General features: G+C 58.7%; 14 protein-coding genes. 2 read left to right on the forward strand and 12 right to left on the reverse strand.

Features of this window, described 5'->3' with window-relative positions; genetic code table 11:
• Window positions 1-88: 88 nt before the first annotated feature.
• Genes ACTYOL_RS23800 through ACTYOL_RS23810 form a run of 3 tightly spaced genes read right to left on the reverse strand, consistent with a single transcriptional unit; the run spans window position 89 to window position 4,274 of the window.
• Entirely contained in the window at window positions 89-1,039 is a 951-nt protein-coding gene (locus ACTYOL_RS23800; RefSeq protein WP_444757187.1) for a GIY-YIG nuclease family protein, read from the reverse strand.
• Complete coding sequence (locus tag ACTYOL_RS23805) at window positions 1,036-2,358, reverse strand: restriction endonuclease subunit S (protein WP_444757188.1); 1,323 nt, start codon at window positions 2,356-2,358, stop codon at window positions 1,036-1,038. The genes ACTYOL_RS23800 and ACTYOL_RS23805 overlap by 4 nt, the downstream gene beginning before the upstream one ends.
• Window positions 2,355-4,274, reverse strand: coding sequence for a type I restriction-modification system subunit M (locus tag ACTYOL_RS23810; protein WP_444757189.1), 1,920 nt, complete (start codon window positions 4,272-4,274; stop codon window positions 2,355-2,357). Before ACTYOL_RS23810 ends, ACTYOL_RS23805 begins: the two co-directional genes overlap by 4 nt.
• A 633-nt stretch (window positions 4,275-4,907) precedes the next feature.
• Between ACTYOL_RS23810 and ACTYOL_RS23815 the strand changes: the two genes are divergently transcribed.
• Window positions 4,908-5,963: a hypothetical protein gene (locus ACTYOL_RS23815; RefSeq protein WP_153774945.1), complete on the forward strand. Its 1,056-nt coding sequence runs from the start codon at window positions 4,908-4,910 to the stop codon at window positions 5,961-5,963.
• 38 nt (window positions 5,964-6,001) lie between these two features.
• On the opposite strand, the gene ACTYOL_RS23820 is transcribed toward ACTYOL_RS23815, so the two are convergent.
• From ACTYOL_RS23820 to ACTYOL_RS23840, 5 genes are all read right to left on the reverse strand, one after another.
• Window positions 6,002-6,340, reverse strand: a complete 339-nt coding sequence (locus tag ACTYOL_RS23820; protein ID WP_153774944.1) for a YkvA family protein — start codon at window positions 6,338-6,340, stop codon at window positions 6,002-6,004.
• A 70-nt stretch (window positions 6,341-6,410) separates the two neighbouring features.
• Complete coding sequence (locus ACTYOL_RS23825) at window positions 6,411-7,166, reverse strand: GTPase family protein (protein ID WP_444757190.1); 756 nt, start codon at window positions 7,164-7,166, stop codon at window positions 6,411-6,413.
• A gap of 53 nt (window positions 7,167-7,219) precedes the next feature.
• Window positions 7,220-8,221 (reverse strand): GTPase family protein, encoded by a 1,002-nt coding sequence (locus ACTYOL_RS23830; protein WP_444757191.1) that lies wholly within the window; start codon window positions 8,219-8,221, stop codon window positions 7,220-7,222.
• A gap of 76 nt (window positions 8,222-8,297) precedes the next feature.
• Window positions 8,298-10,256, reverse strand: a complete 1,959-nt coding sequence (locus tag ACTYOL_RS23835) for a hypothetical protein (RefSeq protein WP_444757192.1) — start codon at window positions 10,254-10,256, stop codon at window positions 8,298-8,300.
• 180 nt (window positions 10,257-10,436) lie between these two features.
• Window positions 10,437-10,691 (reverse strand): hypothetical protein, encoded by a 255-nt coding sequence (locus tag ACTYOL_RS23840; RefSeq protein WP_186710370.1) that lies wholly within the window; start codon window positions 10,689-10,691, stop codon window positions 10,437-10,439.
• Between the two features lie 120 nt (window positions 10,692-10,811).
• Between ACTYOL_RS23840 and ACTYOL_RS23845 the strand changes: the two genes are divergently transcribed.
• On the forward strand, window positions 10,812-11,684 hold the full coding sequence (locus ACTYOL_RS23845) for a helix-turn-helix transcriptional regulator (protein ID WP_444757193.1): 873 nt from the start codon (window positions 10,812-10,814) through the stop codon (window positions 11,682-11,684).
• 283 nt (window positions 11,685-11,967) lie between these two features.
• Here ACTYOL_RS23845 and dctM read toward each other — a convergent pair whose 3' ends face one another.
• The 4 genes from dctM to ACTYOL_RS23865 form a co-directional block, all read right to left on the reverse strand.
• A complete protein-coding gene (dctM, locus tag ACTYOL_RS23850) occupies window positions 11,968-13,251 on the reverse strand; it encodes a C4-dicarboxylate TRAP transporter large permease protein DctM (protein WP_054895247.1) in 1,284 nt (427 codons plus the stop codon).
• On the reverse strand, window positions 13,251-13,883 hold the full coding sequence (locus ACTYOL_RS23855; RefSeq protein ID WP_153774938.1) for a TRAP transporter small permease: 633 nt from the start codon (window positions 13,881-13,883) through the stop codon (window positions 13,251-13,253). The genes dctM and ACTYOL_RS23855 overlap by 1 nt, the downstream gene beginning before the upstream one ends.
• Before the next feature lie 70 nt (window positions 13,884-13,953).
• Entirely contained in the window at window positions 13,954-14,952 is a 999-nt protein-coding gene (locus tag ACTYOL_RS23860) for a TRAP transporter substrate-binding protein (RefSeq protein WP_444757194.1), read from the reverse strand.
• Between the two features lie 355 nt (window positions 14,953-15,307).
• Window positions 15,308-16,135, reverse strand: coding sequence for an HpcH/HpaI aldolase/citrate lyase family protein (locus ACTYOL_RS23865; protein ID WP_444757195.1), 828 nt, complete (start codon window positions 16,133-16,135; stop codon window positions 15,308-15,310).
• Window positions 16,136-16,152: the final 17 nt, after the last annotated feature.

A 16,152-nucleotide genomic window follows, 5' to 3' on the forward strand; every position in this document is an offset into this window, starting at 1 on the left:
CAAATCCAAAGACCGAAATTTAAATTACCTGGCTTATCTGCTGATGTTCTCGTAGCACACTAGGATCAAGCGCTGCGGCTGCTCGATCTTACTCACTTAGCAACTCATTTTCCGGGTTCACACCGATACCACTCAATTGACTGTCCTGCCAGGCGGCATAAGTTTCGCCACTACCCTCGACTAGCCAAGAGATTCGACCACTGGCTGCACGACCATATACAACCGCTGCCGCGGCACTCGGACTACTGAAGGCATAGTCATCCTTGAACATTAGGTACTCACTTCCGTCACTGATCATGACACCGTCACTCACTAACTGCTGGTACAGGTTCCGGTAGTTGTGATCCGCAGTTCCTACCCACTGAGCTCGAGCTCGGGACCCTTTCAGTACAAAGAACTCCCCATCAACCTCTTGCGCTTGCGCGCGCTCCTTGCTCTTTGGAAGCTGTAAAGCAAAACGTGGCGATTGGCTAACCGGTTGCTCGACTGGTGCCATAACGAGTTTGGAGGGTTTGATCAGCTCGCGCAGGAAGTCGAAGCCCAGCACTGGTAGCACGATGCGGATCTGCTCGAGGAAAAACGCCATGTCCGCACGATCCGACTCAGGCAAGTTGGTGTAGCTATGCGCTGTGCCATTGCCTACTACACAGCGACCGGTTTGACTGGCGATTTGGATTAATTGGCTCTCCAAATACTTGGCATGCGCCTTGGTCAGGTTTTGGTCCTTGCTGGTAATCAGACAGACACGCTCCCAGAAGTCCTTGCCACCCTGCTCTTGCGGACGGTTATGTTGCTTTAGACGCTGGGCCACATCATCAGACTCGCCGATATACACCCGGGTGCGCAGGCTGTCGTCCGGGTCGGGACCGACAAGAAAGTACACACCGGTGCGCGCGCATTCGGGACGCTGCACCAGCTCGGCCAATTTAGAACGTGGGCCGGTCAGCACATGGCCGGTCCAGTTCATGATCTCGGCGGTGAGCAGGCCATTGGACGTGCCATCCACCAGGAACAGACGCAGGCTACGGCCCTGATTCATACCGACTCCCGCAGGTCAATCTGGCCGGTGACGGCTGCGGTGATAAAGGCGGAGCGGCGTTCTTTGAGAAGCTCGATGCTCCGTTCGGTTTTGGCTCTCAAGTTGTCTAGCCTTGCAGTGAGCTGCTCCACCCAAGCAACAATCTCTATCTGCTCGTTCAGCGGGGGCCTGGGAAGCTGGACGCTATTCAGTGACTCACGATTAATCTTCGGCATAGCGACGCGATCAGCCTCCAATACAGCGAACGCAGAAAATGGTTCGGAGAGAAGGAACCAGAAAAGAAACTGGTTACTCATTCCAGAGTGCCCCTGCATCGGATACATATCAGCGCTGCACAGACTCAAATCCGGAGCAATGCAGACCTTTCTCAGTGCCGGACGGATTTTGCTGTAAACAACATCACCCTTTTTACAAAGATATTTTCCGCTCTCAGCATTCTGTTCTTCAGCCGTCTCCGTGTAAAGAAGCAGCCCCGAGCCAGACTCGATATGGTTGGGCGCGAGCAACACCATTTCCCGATAGGGCGACTTTTCCGGATCGACTTGTCCTTCAGCGATGCGAACGCACCGCTGGAAGCTGAGCACATCCCAGTGCTCCGGCACCTCTCCCAGCCACTCCACCCCGGAGTCTTTCATCTCCACGTCCGGATCGAGGCCATTGGTGACGGCGTGGGTGATCAGCGCCTGGCGCTTTTCGCGCAGCAGTTCGATAAAACGGGCTTTCTTTTCAATCAGCGCATCGATGCGAGCGATTTCGCGGTCGAGGTGAGCTGCAATTTTAGTTTGCTCCACCAAGCTAGGCAGAGGTATCTTGAATTTATTGATATCCCACTGAAACAGATGCGGTACTCCCATTCCTCCCTTTAGCACTTGGATGGTGTTCTCCAAGTAAGCTCCTTTAAATAAGTAATACAAGTACAAAGAACTAAGCCTCTGGGAAGGCGTAATGACCGCAATAGAACTATTGACAGTGGCCGCACGCGGCAACTTTCTAACAACATTTACAGTGCCTAGAGTAGAGCCGTCTTTGGCAAGAAGAACATCCCCTATAGCAAGCTTTATCTCGGGCGATTCCTCATAACGCTCTTCAGTGATGAAGTTGACGTCAGAAAAATCTATTTCCGGTCCCTTTATGTCGGGAGTGGAAAGGAATGCATACCCATCGTCTACGTATTCTTCTGCCTTCAGCCCCTTCCACCCCAGTCGAGCTCTAACCCAGGTCTCAAAGCCAAGGCGAGAAATTTCCCAGTTCTCAGGGATAGCCCCCAACCACTCCACCTCGGAGTCTTTGTAGGATGGGTAAGATTTGTAATGACTCATGCCGTTACCTCCCCCAGCAGCGCGGCGATTTCGGCCTCCACAGCCTTGAGGTCGGCATCGATCTCCGCCAGCGGGCGCGGCGGCTGGTAGACATAGAAGTAACGGTTGAAGTTGATCTCATAGCCGACAATTCCGACAAAGCCGTCCTTCGCATCCGTCTTGCCGGTGTCGATCCAAGCATCCGGCATATGGGGCAGCACTTCACGGGCGAAGTATTCGTCAATGTTCTGGCAGAGGGGCACATTCTCGAACTCGCGCAGTTCGGAGTCGGCCTGCAAATTGCCCTTGTCGTCCAGTACCGGCTGGGCATTGCCGTCGCGCTCACCGAAGCAGGACAGCGCTGCCTTGAGCGCGCCCTTGCTGAGTTTCTTGATGCCCGCGGCTTTGAGGAAGGTAGGCAGGTTGTCGAACTCGTCCTGCACGCCGGCAAAAGCCTCGATTTGATCGGCGCTCTTGGTGTTCTGGTAGGCAGCGAGTTTGTCCGGGGTGACCGAGAAGCGCAGGCGCAGCGGTCGCTCGACAGTGATACGGCGGTAGCCGAAGTCAGTAGTGGCGAAGATCTTCGAGTTCGGGCCTTCCTCGAAGGCCTCGTGCAGCTTGGCGATCTCGGCGTTCTGCTCGTCCGACAAATACTTACGCTTGCTGCCCAGGCTTTTGCGCATAGGCGCGTGTATGGCGCTGGCGTCGATCAGCTGTACCTTGCCCTTGCGCAATGCGTCCTTGTGGTTGGACAGCACCCAGATATAGGTGCCGATGCCGGTGTTGTAGAACAGGTCGGTGGGCAGGGCGATGATCGCCTCAAGCCAGTCGTTCTCCAGAATCCAGCGGCGGATCTCCGACTCGCCCGAACCAGCACCACCATTGAACAACGGCGAGCCGGACAGCACGATGCCGATGCGCGTGCCGCCCAGCTCAATGGGTTTACGCTTGGACAGCAGATGCATGAGGAACAGTAGCGAACCGTCGCCCACACGCGGCAGGCCAGGACCAAAGCGGCCGGCGTAGCCCTGTTGGCTGTGCTCGTCCTGCACCTGCTTCTGCACCTTCTCCCACTTCACACCGAACGGCGGGTTGGCCAGGCAGTAGTCGAACTGCTCATGAGGCAATTGGTCGTTAGACAGAGTGTTGCCGAGTTTGATGTTGCGGGTCTCGAAGCCCTGGATCAGCTTGTCCGCCACGGAGATGGCGTAGGTCTCAGGGTTGAGCTCCTGGGCGTAGGGTACCAGGCGGGCATTGGGGTTCCACTCGGCCACCTGCTCAATGGCTGAAGAAAGAAAGCCGCCGGTACCGGCGGCGCAGTCATACACAGTACGCACCACGCCTTCGCCATTGAGCGCTTGATGATCCGGGGCGAATACCAGGGTGGTAGCCAGGCGCACCACATCGCGCGGGGTGAAAAACTCTCCCGCGGTGTCGTTGGCGGATTCGGCGAACTTGCGGATCAGGTGCTCAAACACCAATCCCATCTCGTGGTTGCTGATGGTATTAGGGTGCAGATCGATATTGGCGAACTTCTGCGTCACCAGGTACAGCAGGTTGGCCTTGTCGAGCTGAACCAGCCAATCAGAGAAAGCAAAGTGCTCGAACACTTGGCGGGCGTTGACGGAAAACTTGGCGACATAGTCCTCCAGGTTGGCGCGGGTGCTGGTGGAACCGACCGAGCCTAGGGAGAACTGCGAGACGTTGTAGAAGGTGGCGCCGGCCGTGGTTGGCAGGATCAGGTCCATGTCCACGCCGCTGGCCTTCATACTCTCGTATTGACTGCGCACCTTGTCACGGGTCGGCTCCAGCACGCACTCCAAGCGGCGCAGCAAGGTAAAGGGGAGGATAATGCGGCCGTAGATGGACTGTTTGAAATCGCCGCGCAGCACATCGGCCACGCTCCAGATGAAATCGGCGAGGTTTTGCTGGTTCAAGCTGTTGTTCCTTACTGGGCGGGCGAGGCGAATGACGCGCCTTCCTGCGGGATGTCTTGATTGATGCCAAACCTTAACCGGTTGGGTAGCTTCGTACCAGTATCAGAACAGGCTAAGGTACTGATTTCCCTATTCAGCTAGCGGTTTTTCAAATCTGGAACATTCACGTCTTCGCCACGTCGCCGTGACCTGGACAGGGCTACGCAGCTGTCACGGGGCAGGCCCGGAGCAACACTATTTCCTCAGCTTGAGAGAGTGTCTAGGAACCAGGGCGATTCAAAGCCCTGATAAGAACGGAAGCAGAGAACGGCGCGCACCTGGCGAGTACATGAAAGTAACGGTACGACAATGGTGGAGGGGATTGGCAAAATTAGCCCCTGGAGCGGCGCCTTGGCAGTTCGGATGAAGGTTTCATAGCCGTACCAAATGCCATCGATAGCCGCCCGCACGGTGATTGAGGACTCGGAGCAGAATAACGTCATACCATCGCGCTGACTGTACCGAATGAGACATTGGTATTCCTGTTGGTATTCCACAGGTAAAACTAAACCGCTACAAATAGATAAAAACCAAATAAATAGGCGGTTGTTTCAAATCCCCCCGGCCCCACATCAGACACACCAGGACCACCCCATGCCCCTCCACGACTCAATCATCCTTGAAATCCAGGAGGGAGCCCTACCCCACCCTCTCCGAGCCAAAGATCTCCTCACTGCCGATCGCCACGTCATCCGCCAAACCGCAAACGGAAACGCCGAGTACTACCGAGTAGGCTTCAACTTCTACAAAAAAGACTACATCCGCACACAACTGGCCAACGCAGCCCAAAATACGGGGCATTGGGTCAATGCGGGCAAAGCACCACAATACAAACGCATCGCCAAAGGCCTCTACGAGGTACTAGGCCTGAACGAGCAGGAAGAAACCCTCGACCAAGCCGAATCCACCCAACCCGTGCCCACTCAACCAAAACCGCACTTCGGCCAAAGCATCGAAGCCCGCTTGCTTGATCACCTGATCCAGACCCCGTTTCAAATCCTCGACCGCAAACGCCGCGCACTTCACCCCGCGAAACCCGCATTTGGCTTCAAGGCTCGCTTGGACGCTTACTTCTGGCCAAATCCAGCCACCAACTTCACCGCCACCGAAAAGATCCTCGACAGTTTCATCACAAGGGCACGTTCACTGAGCCCGGATCTGAACCGCGATGCCAGCGCAGTGCTTCAACTTTTCACCGATATCTGCAAATGGGGCGGCGTGCGTGTGCCCACCCAGGACCCTCAGGTAGTCATCGATAACCTACGCCTGGCTAAACTTCGTAACCGCACACAGATTGCCGCGATGAACAGCGCCTGGACCAAACTCTATGCCGTGTTCTACCCCGAAGATTTCCTGATCTATGACTCCCGCGTGGCAACAGCATTTCTTGCTCTGGCCGAAGCCGCTTTGTCAGATGTAGACATCACCCAGTTGCGCCAGCGCTATCCGGCACTGGGGCGGGTCGCTGGTCGGGGCGGTTCACGCCCTCGGGCCACTTACCTTGCCTGGCGCAACGCTTACAGATGCTGGGCGGCCCAGCTTGACGCCAATGCGCTGGGCCGAGCCATGTTGGCTGCTGTTGATCAGTCTGGCCCGGAGCAGTACACGTTACGCCATCTCGAGGCAACGTTATTTATGGAGGGCTACTGAGATCTTTGCTGTAACCGTGGGCGGTTAGCGAGGCGGATTCAGGAGAACCACTGCGCCAACGTTTCTTTCGCCTTTGTCACATGTTCCTCCTTGATATGGGCAGCGGTTGCTGCCAACGCTGCGCAGAGCACACCAACATCATCGGTATAACCAATGAACGGGGTCACATCCGGGATTACGTCGATAGGCGAGATGAAGTACCCCAGCGCGCCGTAGATGGTGGTTTTGGCCCAGGTCGGGGTGTCGTTGTCGGTGGCCGAGTAATACATCTTCAGCGCAGGCTCCAGCGCCGTTTCGCCAGCAGCCTTGGCGAAGTTCTTGATCTTGTCCCAGAACGAATCGTCGGAGTAGACGTGTTCGAAGTTTTCGTTTGCCATGGGTTTCGCTCCATTCAGTAAGTGAGTGCGCAAGCGTCCAGTAATGTGCAATGGGCTGTCATGCGGCAGCTCATTTCATCTGGCGAATGCTGCTGGGTATGTGTTCGTAGATATGGTCAATCACGGCATGCAGGTTGTAGCCGCAGGTGGCGCTGTAGCAGATCGGCTGTTTGATGGTCAGGCCAGTGGCTTCCTGCAGGCGACGCTGCACAGACTTGGCCTTTTCATCGAGGAAGGCGATCAGTTCAGGTTCTGGTCGGTTGCGCCTCTGATCCCAGTGGCGGCCTTTCATGGCCATGTCAGCCTGATTAATGATGACGATCACTCGATCGGCTGAGATGGCCTTGAGCACTACTTTCTCCAGCAGGCTGAACGCTGTACCCAGGTCTCTCGAGCCGCCGTCCAGAATCACCATGGCCAGGTCGATAAAACCGTGCTCAGGATTGTTCTTGGTCACCAGGCCTAGGTGCTCGGTGATCGCCTTGCTGTGACGCAGGTCGGCGTCCTTGCCGTCGCCCAGCCCGGCTGAATCATGGAAACGCAAGTGGCTGTGGAGGCGGTAGGCGTCGACTGCCTGTGTGTGAGGGTCGACACCATCGCCTACACCGGCAACGGCATTGCCGAACAGGGCGTTCAGCGTGGAGCTCTTGCCGGTTCCTGTACCCCCCACCAAAAGAACATCCAAGGGATAGAGCAGGCCACACTGTTCGATTTTCGTGCGGATGTCGTCGCGGCGGTAATTGCTGCCTTGCTGAAGCCAGAGGATCTGTTTGGTCGCGTCTGCCGCAGCACTCAACGTGTTCGCAAAAGACTGTGTGAAGAACATCCAGGTCCTCCCTTGATGAGCCTCGGCGCTATGCCGGCTCGTTTGACGATGTGCTAGAAAATGCTCTTGAACAGGCCGAATATCGCGCCGCCAACGCCGCCAATGACCCTGCCTACCGCTTCGGCCGCCCCGCCCAGTCGACCGCCCAGCAGGCGGTCAATGGCCTTGCCTGCTTGACCTCCCAGATCGGCACCCGCCGAAGCACCATCTCTTACGGACTCAAGCACCGAAATGCTGATTTCCTTGCGATAGTCTTCAAGACGGTCGTCGTCTTTCCACATTTGCTCATCGACATTGACGTCCTGGATGAACACCGCACGTTTTTGCGCCTTGGTGTGACGCAGGATGTGCAACAGCAGTTTCGACAGGTTGTACGGGTTCTGCGCGTCGCTGGCCTCTTTGTAGCCAGCTGCGTAATAGATCGGTTCCACGTCGACGCCTGTGGCTTCCTTGATGCGTCGTTTGGTGGAGGTCACTTTCTCTTCGAGGAACTTCACCAGCTCTGGCTCAGGCTGATTTCGGCCCTTGTCCCAGTGACGCCCCTTCATGGCCATGTCGGCCTGGTTGATGGCCACCAGCAGGCGTTTATGTTCTCCGTTCAGCGCGGGGATGATCACCTGGCTGATCAGTTCGAACGAGGTGCCAAGGTCACGACTGGAACCGTCGAGAATCACCAGCACCAAGTCGATGAGTGGCTCGCCATGCTCATCGAGTTCGGCCAACTTTGCTGTGATGTTCCTGGCATGGCGAATATCCGCCTCCTTGCCATCGCCCAGGCCCGGGGAGTCGAACAGCACGATGTTATCCAGTTCGTAGCGGGCGATTTCCATGGTCTCGGGGTCGACGCCCTGGCCGACCTTGGCTTTGTCGGTGTTGAACAATGCATTGATCGTCGAGGACTTGCCGCATCCGGTTGCCCCGGTGATCAACAGGTTGACCTTGGTATCTTTGAGTCGCGCCAGATTACGGTAGATGGTGTTTCTGGCAGCCTCATCCAGATGCGCATCTTTCTGGATGGCGTCGGCAAGGTCGTCGATGAAGTGCTGTGCTTTCATAGCGGGCTCGCATCCTTGAATCAGGTTGTAAATGGCTGTGGCGAAAAGTCTTTGCCGGGTGTTCTACCCCAGAACATCAACCGAGCAAGTCACCCCACTTGCGCTGGATTTCCCGCTCCTCTTCCAGCACCTTGCTGGCCAAGGCTTCAAACCACTTTTCCGCAAAGTGATTCGCCTCCCTCAGAAGCGCCAAGATGTCTTCAGACCCCAGATACCCCGCCTGCTGCATGGACGAGTCATTCTCCAGCAACTGACGGACCATCTTGTTGAGCGTCTGCCTATCCACCATCTTGGCCAGCCCCAACGCCACAGGCAGGCATTCGGCCTCTGTGTCCACCGTCGCACCTGGCGTTTGCTCATAGCGTTCGCACAGCATCATGTAGCCCATGAAATAGGCCTGGAACACGTTCTCTTCCTGGCGGACCTGTTCGGGAATCTTGTGGAACGAGAAGCCGTACATGATCGACAGCACACTCAATACCTGAGCCTCGACCTGCTGAGCAGGCGCTTCCAACTTTTCAAGGCGACGCAAGATCAGGTTCAGGAAGGTGATCGGCAGTTTGTACATCCAGATTTCATCGTCCTCCCCTGCCGCCTCTTTGCGGATCGTCTGGTCCAGCGCTTTGAACCTGGCCAAGACATCGCGTCCACTCGCAACAGGCACGGTTTCCCCCAAAAGCTCGTCCAGCTCGTCATCGAACGTGCGTGGACGCGCGTCGTTGGTGAGCAGCAGCTCCCGGGACAGGCTTTCATTCTGCAGGAGCTTTTCGAGTAACTTGTCGCGGTTGTCGAGCATGAAGCGGACAAATACCTGCTCCTTCAATGCCAGGCGCACAACACCGGGCAGGAACGCATACAAGAAGGACGCAAGCTTCTCGACGTTTGCATCATCGCGAATCGCCGCCAGCGAGGCCTCGCCAGTCTTCTCCTTGAGGAAGGGGATGATCTTCGACTTGTTCTGTTCGATCGCACTGGCGACATAGCCCAAGATCTTGTCCTTGCTGCCTGGCTTGTCTGGCTGGTCCAAACTCTCCAACACTTGAACGCGAGTGTCTTCGACTTCAACGGGGAGCTTGGATACCGGGGCAATGGCAGGAACTGGGGATGCCTTGGGTTCAGCGATAACTCGCTCTACCGAGGCTGGCTCGACTGGCAATGAAGGCGACGATGGGCCGGCGCTCGTGGCACGTATCGCATCCAGCGCCTGGTTGATGGCGTTGAGGAACGGCGTCAACTCTTTGCTACCCAATTGGGTCAGGCTGCCAATCTTTCTGGAGTTCACGAACAAGTCGCGTTTTTCGACATGCAGTTCCTGGGTGTGTCGCCAGAAGAACAAGCGCGGCGTATCGAACACCATCTTTAGCGCCAGTGTCTCGCGCGCCAACAGCAGGCCTTCCTTGGCACTGCCGAACAGGGTGTCATCGACCAGGACCAGAACGTCGTCCGCTGCCAGGTTCCCGCCATAGGAGGCCAAGGCTGCCTGAAGCTTCTTGGGCGGGATATGAGGCTGAACGAACACACGCTCAGGAGCCAATCGCTGGGCGGCAACCAGTATCGCTTCTGCAAGCTGCTCGACCTGCTCGTCGGTCAGCTCACTGCCCACAGCTGTTGTGCCAGCACTGGCTTGTGCATCAGGTACATCACCGGCTTGATCACGCCCCGCGGCCCATTTTCCCAACAGCGTGAAGAAAACTTGAACGTCTTCCTTGGCAGGTACGTTCAAGGTCATGATCGCCTTTTTGCCGGCATAGACCTTGTTGCCCTGACCGCTGATGGCTTGCATGCGGTCGAATGGGTACACCGCTGGGTCGGTGAAAATTTCCTTGACCACCAACTCGTCTGCGGTCACCAGAGCCCCGTCTTTACCGCTACCGAATACCGTGTCATCGATGAGAACCAACACCTCGCTCGGGTCGACATGAGGGGCGTAGGCCGAGACGGCGTTGCTCAAGAGTTTTTTCGGGATATCGGGCGATACGTAGATCTTGCCCGCGCCGGAGTAGGTCTTGGCGTTCAAAAAATCGAGTAGAGTCATCATTCCATTCCTGACGCGGCCCGGCTGCGGTATTCGCTCGCGCGGGAGATCCTGTTTATGAACACTGTTCGAAAGAGCCCAATACTATCAAAATGCCTTCACCGTTATTCAAGGTCTCTTTGGTAGCATTCCGAACACCGGCCTTGTGCTTTCCGGGCTTTCTAGCCATGTAGCCCTGCATCACTGCACTCCCGCCTTCTTGGACACGCCCTCCAACAACCCCTGCAACTCCCTAACCCTCTTCCTCTCCGCCACCAACGTCCGCTTCAGCTCTTTATTCTCACTCTCGAAAATCCGCGCCCAGCGCAGCGCCTCCCGGCATCGACTCAACCCCTCCCAGAGATCGCGCAGCTTGATGTACTGCAACAGCATCACCAGCAGGATGACGCCGATCATTGCCATTGCGCCCAGTGCAACCCAATCGTAGATACCCATGTGTCTATCTCTCCCTATGCAGCAATGTGCCTTCATGCCAGACAAACGATATGTAGAGTTGCACGACAGGTCCATAGTGTTGACTCATACAGGTAAAGTATCCGCACACATGGGGGGCTCATGAAACGCAAACAATCCATCGCCCAGGTTCGCTGGGACCTGGCGCTTCGCTATCGGTTGATCGAGACCATTGTCTGGTGGGAGGGCCGGCTGACCACGGGCCATCTGATGCAGAGCTTCGGCATCAGTCGCCAGCAGGCGTCGAAGGACATCAACACCTACATCACGGAGCATGCGTCAAGAAACTTGACATATGACAAGCAGCTCAAGGGCTATGTGCCGAGCAAGACCTTCAATCCGCGCTTCATCGACCTCAGCGCCAGTGCCTATCTGGACCTGCTGGCCCAGAACAATGAGCGTGCGCCTCACATCGAAGGGCTGAAGCTAGCGTATGCCCATACCTTGGTGCTGCAGGTGCCTGACCGCAGTATCCAGCCCGAGATCCTGCGACCGCTGCTCAAGGCCTGTCGCGACAAGCTGCGGCTTGAGATCGAGTATGTGTCCCTGGCCAATCCCGAGCCCGAAGTGCGTGTGATCGAACCGCATACGCTGGTCTACACCGGCATGCGCTGGCACGTGCGCGCGTATTGCGAGAAGAATGCGGCGTATCGGGACTTCGTGCTGAGTCGGATCCGTGGGACGCCGGAGCTGCTGGAAAGCAATGGCAATGGCGTAGAAGGTGATGAGGTGTGGAACAGCGAGATTGCGGTGATCCTGCAACCCGATCCGCGGCTGGACGAGGCACAGAAGGCGATCATCCAGCGCGACTACGGGATGATCGATGGGCGTCTGGAGATTCCGACGCGCCAGGCGTTGGTCAAGTATGTGCTGCAGCGCTACCAGATCGACCCGAAGAACCTCGACCCCAAGGCCGAGGCGCAACAGGTGGTCATCGGTAATCTGAGCGAGCTCAAGCCGTGGCTGTATGACTGAGATTGCGGTGGAGCTGGAAAGGATTTCTGTGGGATGGCACCGGCTTCGCCGGTGATCGCGGGACAAGTCGGGGCGCCGAACCGCCGCTCCCACAGGATGGGCTGCCCCCAAGAAGTTGGACACCAATCCAACCCTTGGGGGCAGTCCAGGGCTTGTGCTGGTCTTTAGATTTTGAGCAAGACAGCTGCCCCCAAGGTTCTGACTGGCATGCAGAGAGCCCGCCCCCACCAGCCGTGGGCGGGCTTTCAGCTCTTGAACCTTTCAGTGGCGCCAGACGCGCCCGCTACGGCATCCCCAACCACTCCGGCAACGCCAGCGAAATGAACGGCACATACGTCACCAACACCAGGAACAACAACAAAATCGACAACCACGGCAACGCCGCGCGAATCGTCTGCCCCAGCGTCAACCCAGTCACCGCGCTGGTCACGAACAGGTTCAACCCCACCGGCGGATGCACCAGGCCGATCTCCATGTTCACCACCATGACGATCCCCAGGTGAATCGGGTCGATGCCCAGCTTCATCGCGATCGGGAAGAAGATCGGCGCCAGGATCAGGATGATCGCCGAGGGCTCCATGAAGCTCCCCGCCACCAGCAGCACCACGTTGACCATGATCAGGAAGCCGATCGGCGTCAGGCCTTCGGAGAGCACCCACTGGGTGATCTGCTGGGGAATCTGCTCGGTGGTCAGCACGTGGGCGAAGAGCATGGCGTTGGCGATGATGAACAGCAGCATGATGGTCAGGCGGCCGGACTCGAGCAGCACCTTGGGGCAGTCCCTGAAGCTCATGTCCTTGTAGACGAACAGCGCGATGAACGCCGAGTACACCGCCGCCACGGCCGCGGCTTCGGTGGGGGTGAACATGCCGCTGTAGATGCCGCCGAGGATGATCACCAGCAGCAACAGGCCCCAGAACGCCCGGCGGGCGGTGCGCAGCCATTCGGCGAAGCTGGCACGCGGCTGGGCGGGGAGTTTCTTGATGCGGGCGACGATGTAGATGGTCACCATCAGGAAGACGCCCAGCAGGATCCCGGGTATCACACCGGCCATGAACAGCTTGCCGACCGAGGTTTCGGTGGCGGCCGAGTACACCACCATGACGATCGATGGCGGAATGAGGATGCCGAGGGTGCCGGCGTTGCAGATGATCCCGGCGCCGAACTCCTTCGGATAGCCCGAGCGCACCATGCCGGCCACGGCGATGGAGCCGACTGCGGCGACGGTGGCGGGCGAGGAGCCGGACAGCGCGGCGAACAGCATGCATGCCAGCACTGCGGCAATGGCCAGGCCGCCGCGGATGTGGCCGACGCAGGCGTTGGCGAAGTCGATCAGGCGCTGGGCGACGCCACCGGTGGTCATGAACGCGCCCGACAGCAGGAAGAACGGGATCGCCAGGAAGGTGTAGCTGTCGGAGGTTTCGAACAGCTTGATCGCCAGGGAGCTGAGCGAGTCCTGGCTGAACAGCAGGATCGACACCGCGCCCGACAGGCCGAGGGAAATGGCGATCGGCACGCCGAGGAACATGAACACGAACAGCAGCAGGAACAGGCAGATAACGGTCATCAGTGTGACTCCTCGCCCGGGTTGGCCAATTTGCTCGCTTCCGCTGCTTCATCCGCGAGGCCCAGACTGGTCTGGCGGTGGGTGAAGATGCGGTAGAGGATTTCCAGGTAGCGCACGATGATCAGGGCGAAGCCGAACGGCACGATCAGCGCGATGTGGCCGATCTTGATGCCGTAGCGATCGAGGTCTTCGGCACCGATGCCGGCGACGAATACCGCGCTCACCCACTTGATGCTGGCGACCAGGAACAACCCGGCGTAGGCCAGGCAGCAGGCGCAGGCGATCATCGCCAGGATGCGTTGCACCGGCTTGCGCGCGCGCCGCACCAGCACGTCGACGCCAAGGTGGCCGGCGGTGCGCACGCCGTAGGCAATACCGAAGAAGATCAGCCAGCCGAACAGCGCCTTGGTCAGGGCGATGCTCCAGGTCATTTCCTGGGCGTAGCCCATGAGGTGGTCGCCGATGCCGAGCATCAGCTCGCTGGCGAAGCTCCAGTGGTCGCTGAGGGTGTAGAACAGGGTGTAGAGGTTGTTCAGCGCCACGTAGATGAAGGTGATCAAGGTCATGGCTGCCAGGAGGAAGGCGATCATGCCCTCCTCGAAGTGCTCCCAGACGCGTCTGATCCTGTGCATGGGCATTCTCCGGACAGAAGGAAGCCGGGCCACCTGCGCTGCAGGTGGCCATGGGTGATGGGGGCGATGATCAGGACGGCTTGTTGGCGTCGTCGGCAGCCTTGATCAGGTCGGCGCCGATCTGGTCGGAGAACTTGTCCCACACCGGGCGCATGGCTTCACGCCACTGGGCGCGCTGCTCGGCGGTGAGCGGGTCGATCTCGCTGGTCTTGGCGTCGAGGATCTTCTGCCGGGAAGCCTGGTTGAGTTCCTCGGCTTGCTTGTTCACCTCGACGGTGACCTTGTCCATGATCGTCTGCAGCTCGCCGCGCACGTCTTCAGGCAGGCTGTTCCAGAACTTGGCGTTGGTGATCACCATGTAGTCGATCAGGCCGTGGTTGGTCTCGGTGAAGAACGGCTGGACTTCGTTGACCTTCTGGCTCTCGTAGTTCGACCAGGTGTTCTCGGTGCCGTTGACGGTACCGGTCTGCAGGCCCTGGTAGACCTCGGCGAAGCTCATCTTGCGCGGGTTGGCGCGGATGGCCTTGAACTGCTCCTCGAGCACGCTGGAGGCCTGCACGCGGAACTTCAGGCCACGGGCGTCCTTGGGCAGGATCACCTTCTTGTTCGCCGACAGCTGCTTGAGGCCGTTGTGCCAGTAGGCCAGGCCACGGATGCCCTTGTCTTCCATCGAGGTCAGCAGCGCCTTGCCCTGCGGGCCTTGCTGGAAGCGGTCGACGGCGGCGAGGTCGTTGAACAGGAACGGCAGGTCGAACAGTTGCACCTGCTTGTTGTAGTGCTCGAACTTGGCCAGCGACGGCGCGAGCATCTGCACATCGCCCAGCAGCAGGGCTTCCATCTCCTTGCCATCGCCGAACAGCGAGGAGTTGGGGTAGACCTCGACCTTGACCTTGCCCTTGAGCTGCGGGTCGGCCTCGACCAGTTTCTGGAACATCAGCGCGCCCTGGCCCTTGGGCGTGCTGTCGGCCACTACGTGGGCGAACTTGATGATCACAGGATCGGCAGCCTGGGCGAGCCCGGCCACGGACACGGCGGCGGCGCACAACAGCGCCTGGGTCAGCTTCAACATCGTTGTCACCTTTTATTGTTGTTGGAAGGGGTCAGCAGGGAAGCGTTGCCAAGGGTACGATGGCCCAATCGGGCGTGTTTCGAGAATCAGCTTTTGTGTAAGCCCGCGTTTGGCTCAGGTGAACGCTCCCTGATGGGGGGGTATGGCACCGGCTTTGCCCGCGAAAAGGACACCGCGGTGTAGGGCACCGGCTATGCCGGTGTTCGCGGGCAAGCCCGCTCCTACAGGTACAGCGTTGAGCTCGGAGTCAGCGCTGTAGCTGTCACTGTCTTGCTCAAAGTCTAAAACCAGCCCAGCTCCTGTGGGAGCGGGCTTGCCCGCGAAAAGGACACCGCCGGTTTGCCCCGCGAAAGGCCTAGGTGCTTTCGGCCAATGCCAACAGGCGCTGCGCCCGCAGCAGCACCGGCGCATCGATCATCTGCCCATCGAGCTGGAACGCCCCGGCACCCTTGGCCGCCACACTGGCGTCCACCACCCGCCGTGCCCAGGTCAGCTCTTCGCTGCTCGGCGCCAGCACGCCATGAATCAACGGCACCTGGCTGGGATGGATGCACAGCGCCCCGCCATAGCCCATGTCATAGGCATGGCGCATGGCCCGCTGCTGCCCTTGCGGGTCGCCAATCGCCGGAAACACGCCGTCCAGCGGCGGTGCCAGGTCGGCGCCGCGTGAATGCAGTTGCACCGCCATGCGCGCCTGGTCAAGAAAGCGCTGGGCCGAGGCGCTGTCGGTGTTGAGGTTCAGGTCCAGCGCCAGGTCCAGGCTGCCGAACGACAGACGCTCGACCCCCTCGGCACCGGCAATGCGCTCCAGTGCCAGCAAGCCCTTGGCCGTCTCGATGATCGGCAGCACCGGTTTGCCAGTGCGCGCAGCTACTGCGACCTGGGCGGCATTTTCCACCTTGGGCAGCAGCACAGCGCTGACACCGGACTGCTGCGCGCAGAACGCCAGGTCATCGGCATGCCCGGCATGCTCCGGGGCGTTGACCCTGACCCACACCCGCGCCTGCGGATGGGCTGCAAGAAAGGCCGCGAGATTGTCACGCGCCTGAAGCTTGAGCGGCTCCTCGACGGCATCCTCGAAATCGACGATAACGGCATCGGCGCCCGCAGCCAGGGCCTTGGCAAAACGCTCGGGACGGCTGCCCGGCACGAACAGCGCCGAACGGACGATGGTTTGCGGCATCAGCAATCACTCCTTGT

The organism is Pseudomonas sp. A014 (assembly GCF_052378495.1).
Taxonomy (GTDB): domain Bacteria; phylum Pseudomonadota; class Gammaproteobacteria; order Pseudomonadales; family Pseudomonadaceae; genus Aquipseudomonas; species Aquipseudomonas machongensis.

Bases quoted from the DNA above. Each gene is read 5' to 3' on its own strand.
- ACTYOL_RS23800 (WP_444757187.1), bottom strand. From the start codon at position 1,039: ATGAATCAGGGCCGTAGCCTGCGTCTGTTCCTGGTGGATGGCACGTCC.
- ACTYOL_RS23805 (WP_444757188.1), bottom strand. From the start codon at position 2,358: ATGAGTCATTACAAATCTTACCCATCCTACAAAGACTCCGAGGTGGAG.
- ACTYOL_RS23815 (WP_153774945.1), top strand. From the start codon at position 4,908: ATGCCCCTCCACGACTCAATCATCCTTGAAATCCAGGAGGGAGCCCTA.
- ACTYOL_RS23820 (WP_153774944.1), bottom strand. From the start codon at position 6,340: ATGGCAAACGAAAACTTCGAACACGTCTACTCCGACGATTCGTTCTGG.
- ACTYOL_RS23825 (WP_444757190.1), bottom strand. From the start codon at position 7,166: ATGTTCTTCACACAGTCTTTTGCGAACACGTTGAGTGCTGCGGCAGAC.
- ACTYOL_RS23830 (WP_444757191.1), bottom strand. From the start codon at position 8,221: ATGAAAGCACAGCACTTCATCGACGACCTTGCCGACGCCATCCAGAAA.
- ACTYOL_RS23835 (WP_444757192.1), bottom strand. From the start codon at position 10,256: ATGACTCTACTCGATTTTTTGAACGCCAAGACCTACTCCGGCGCGGGC.
- ACTYOL_RS23840 (WP_186710370.1), bottom strand. From the start codon at position 10,691: ATGGGTATCTACGATTGGGTTGCACTGGGCGCAATGGCAATGATCGGC.
- ACTYOL_RS23845 (WP_444757193.1), top strand. From the start codon at position 10,812: ATGAAACGCAAACAATCCATCGCCCAGGTTCGCTGGGACCTGGCGCTT.
- dctM (WP_054895247.1), bottom strand. From the start codon at position 13,251: ATGACCGTTATCTGCCTGTTCCTGCTGCTGTTCGTGTTCATGTTCCTC.
- ACTYOL_RS23855 (WP_153774938.1), bottom strand. From the start codon at position 13,883: ATGCACAGGATCAGACGCGTCTGGGAGCACTTCGAGGAGGGCATGATC.
- ACTYOL_RS23860 (WP_444757194.1), bottom strand. From the start codon at position 14,952: ATGTTGAAGCTGACCCAGGCGCTGTTGTGCGCCGCCGCCGTGTCCGTG.
- ACTYOL_RS23865 (WP_444757195.1), bottom strand. From the start codon at position 16,135: ATGCCGCAAACCATCGTCCGTTCGGCGCTGTTCGTGCCGGGCAGCCGT.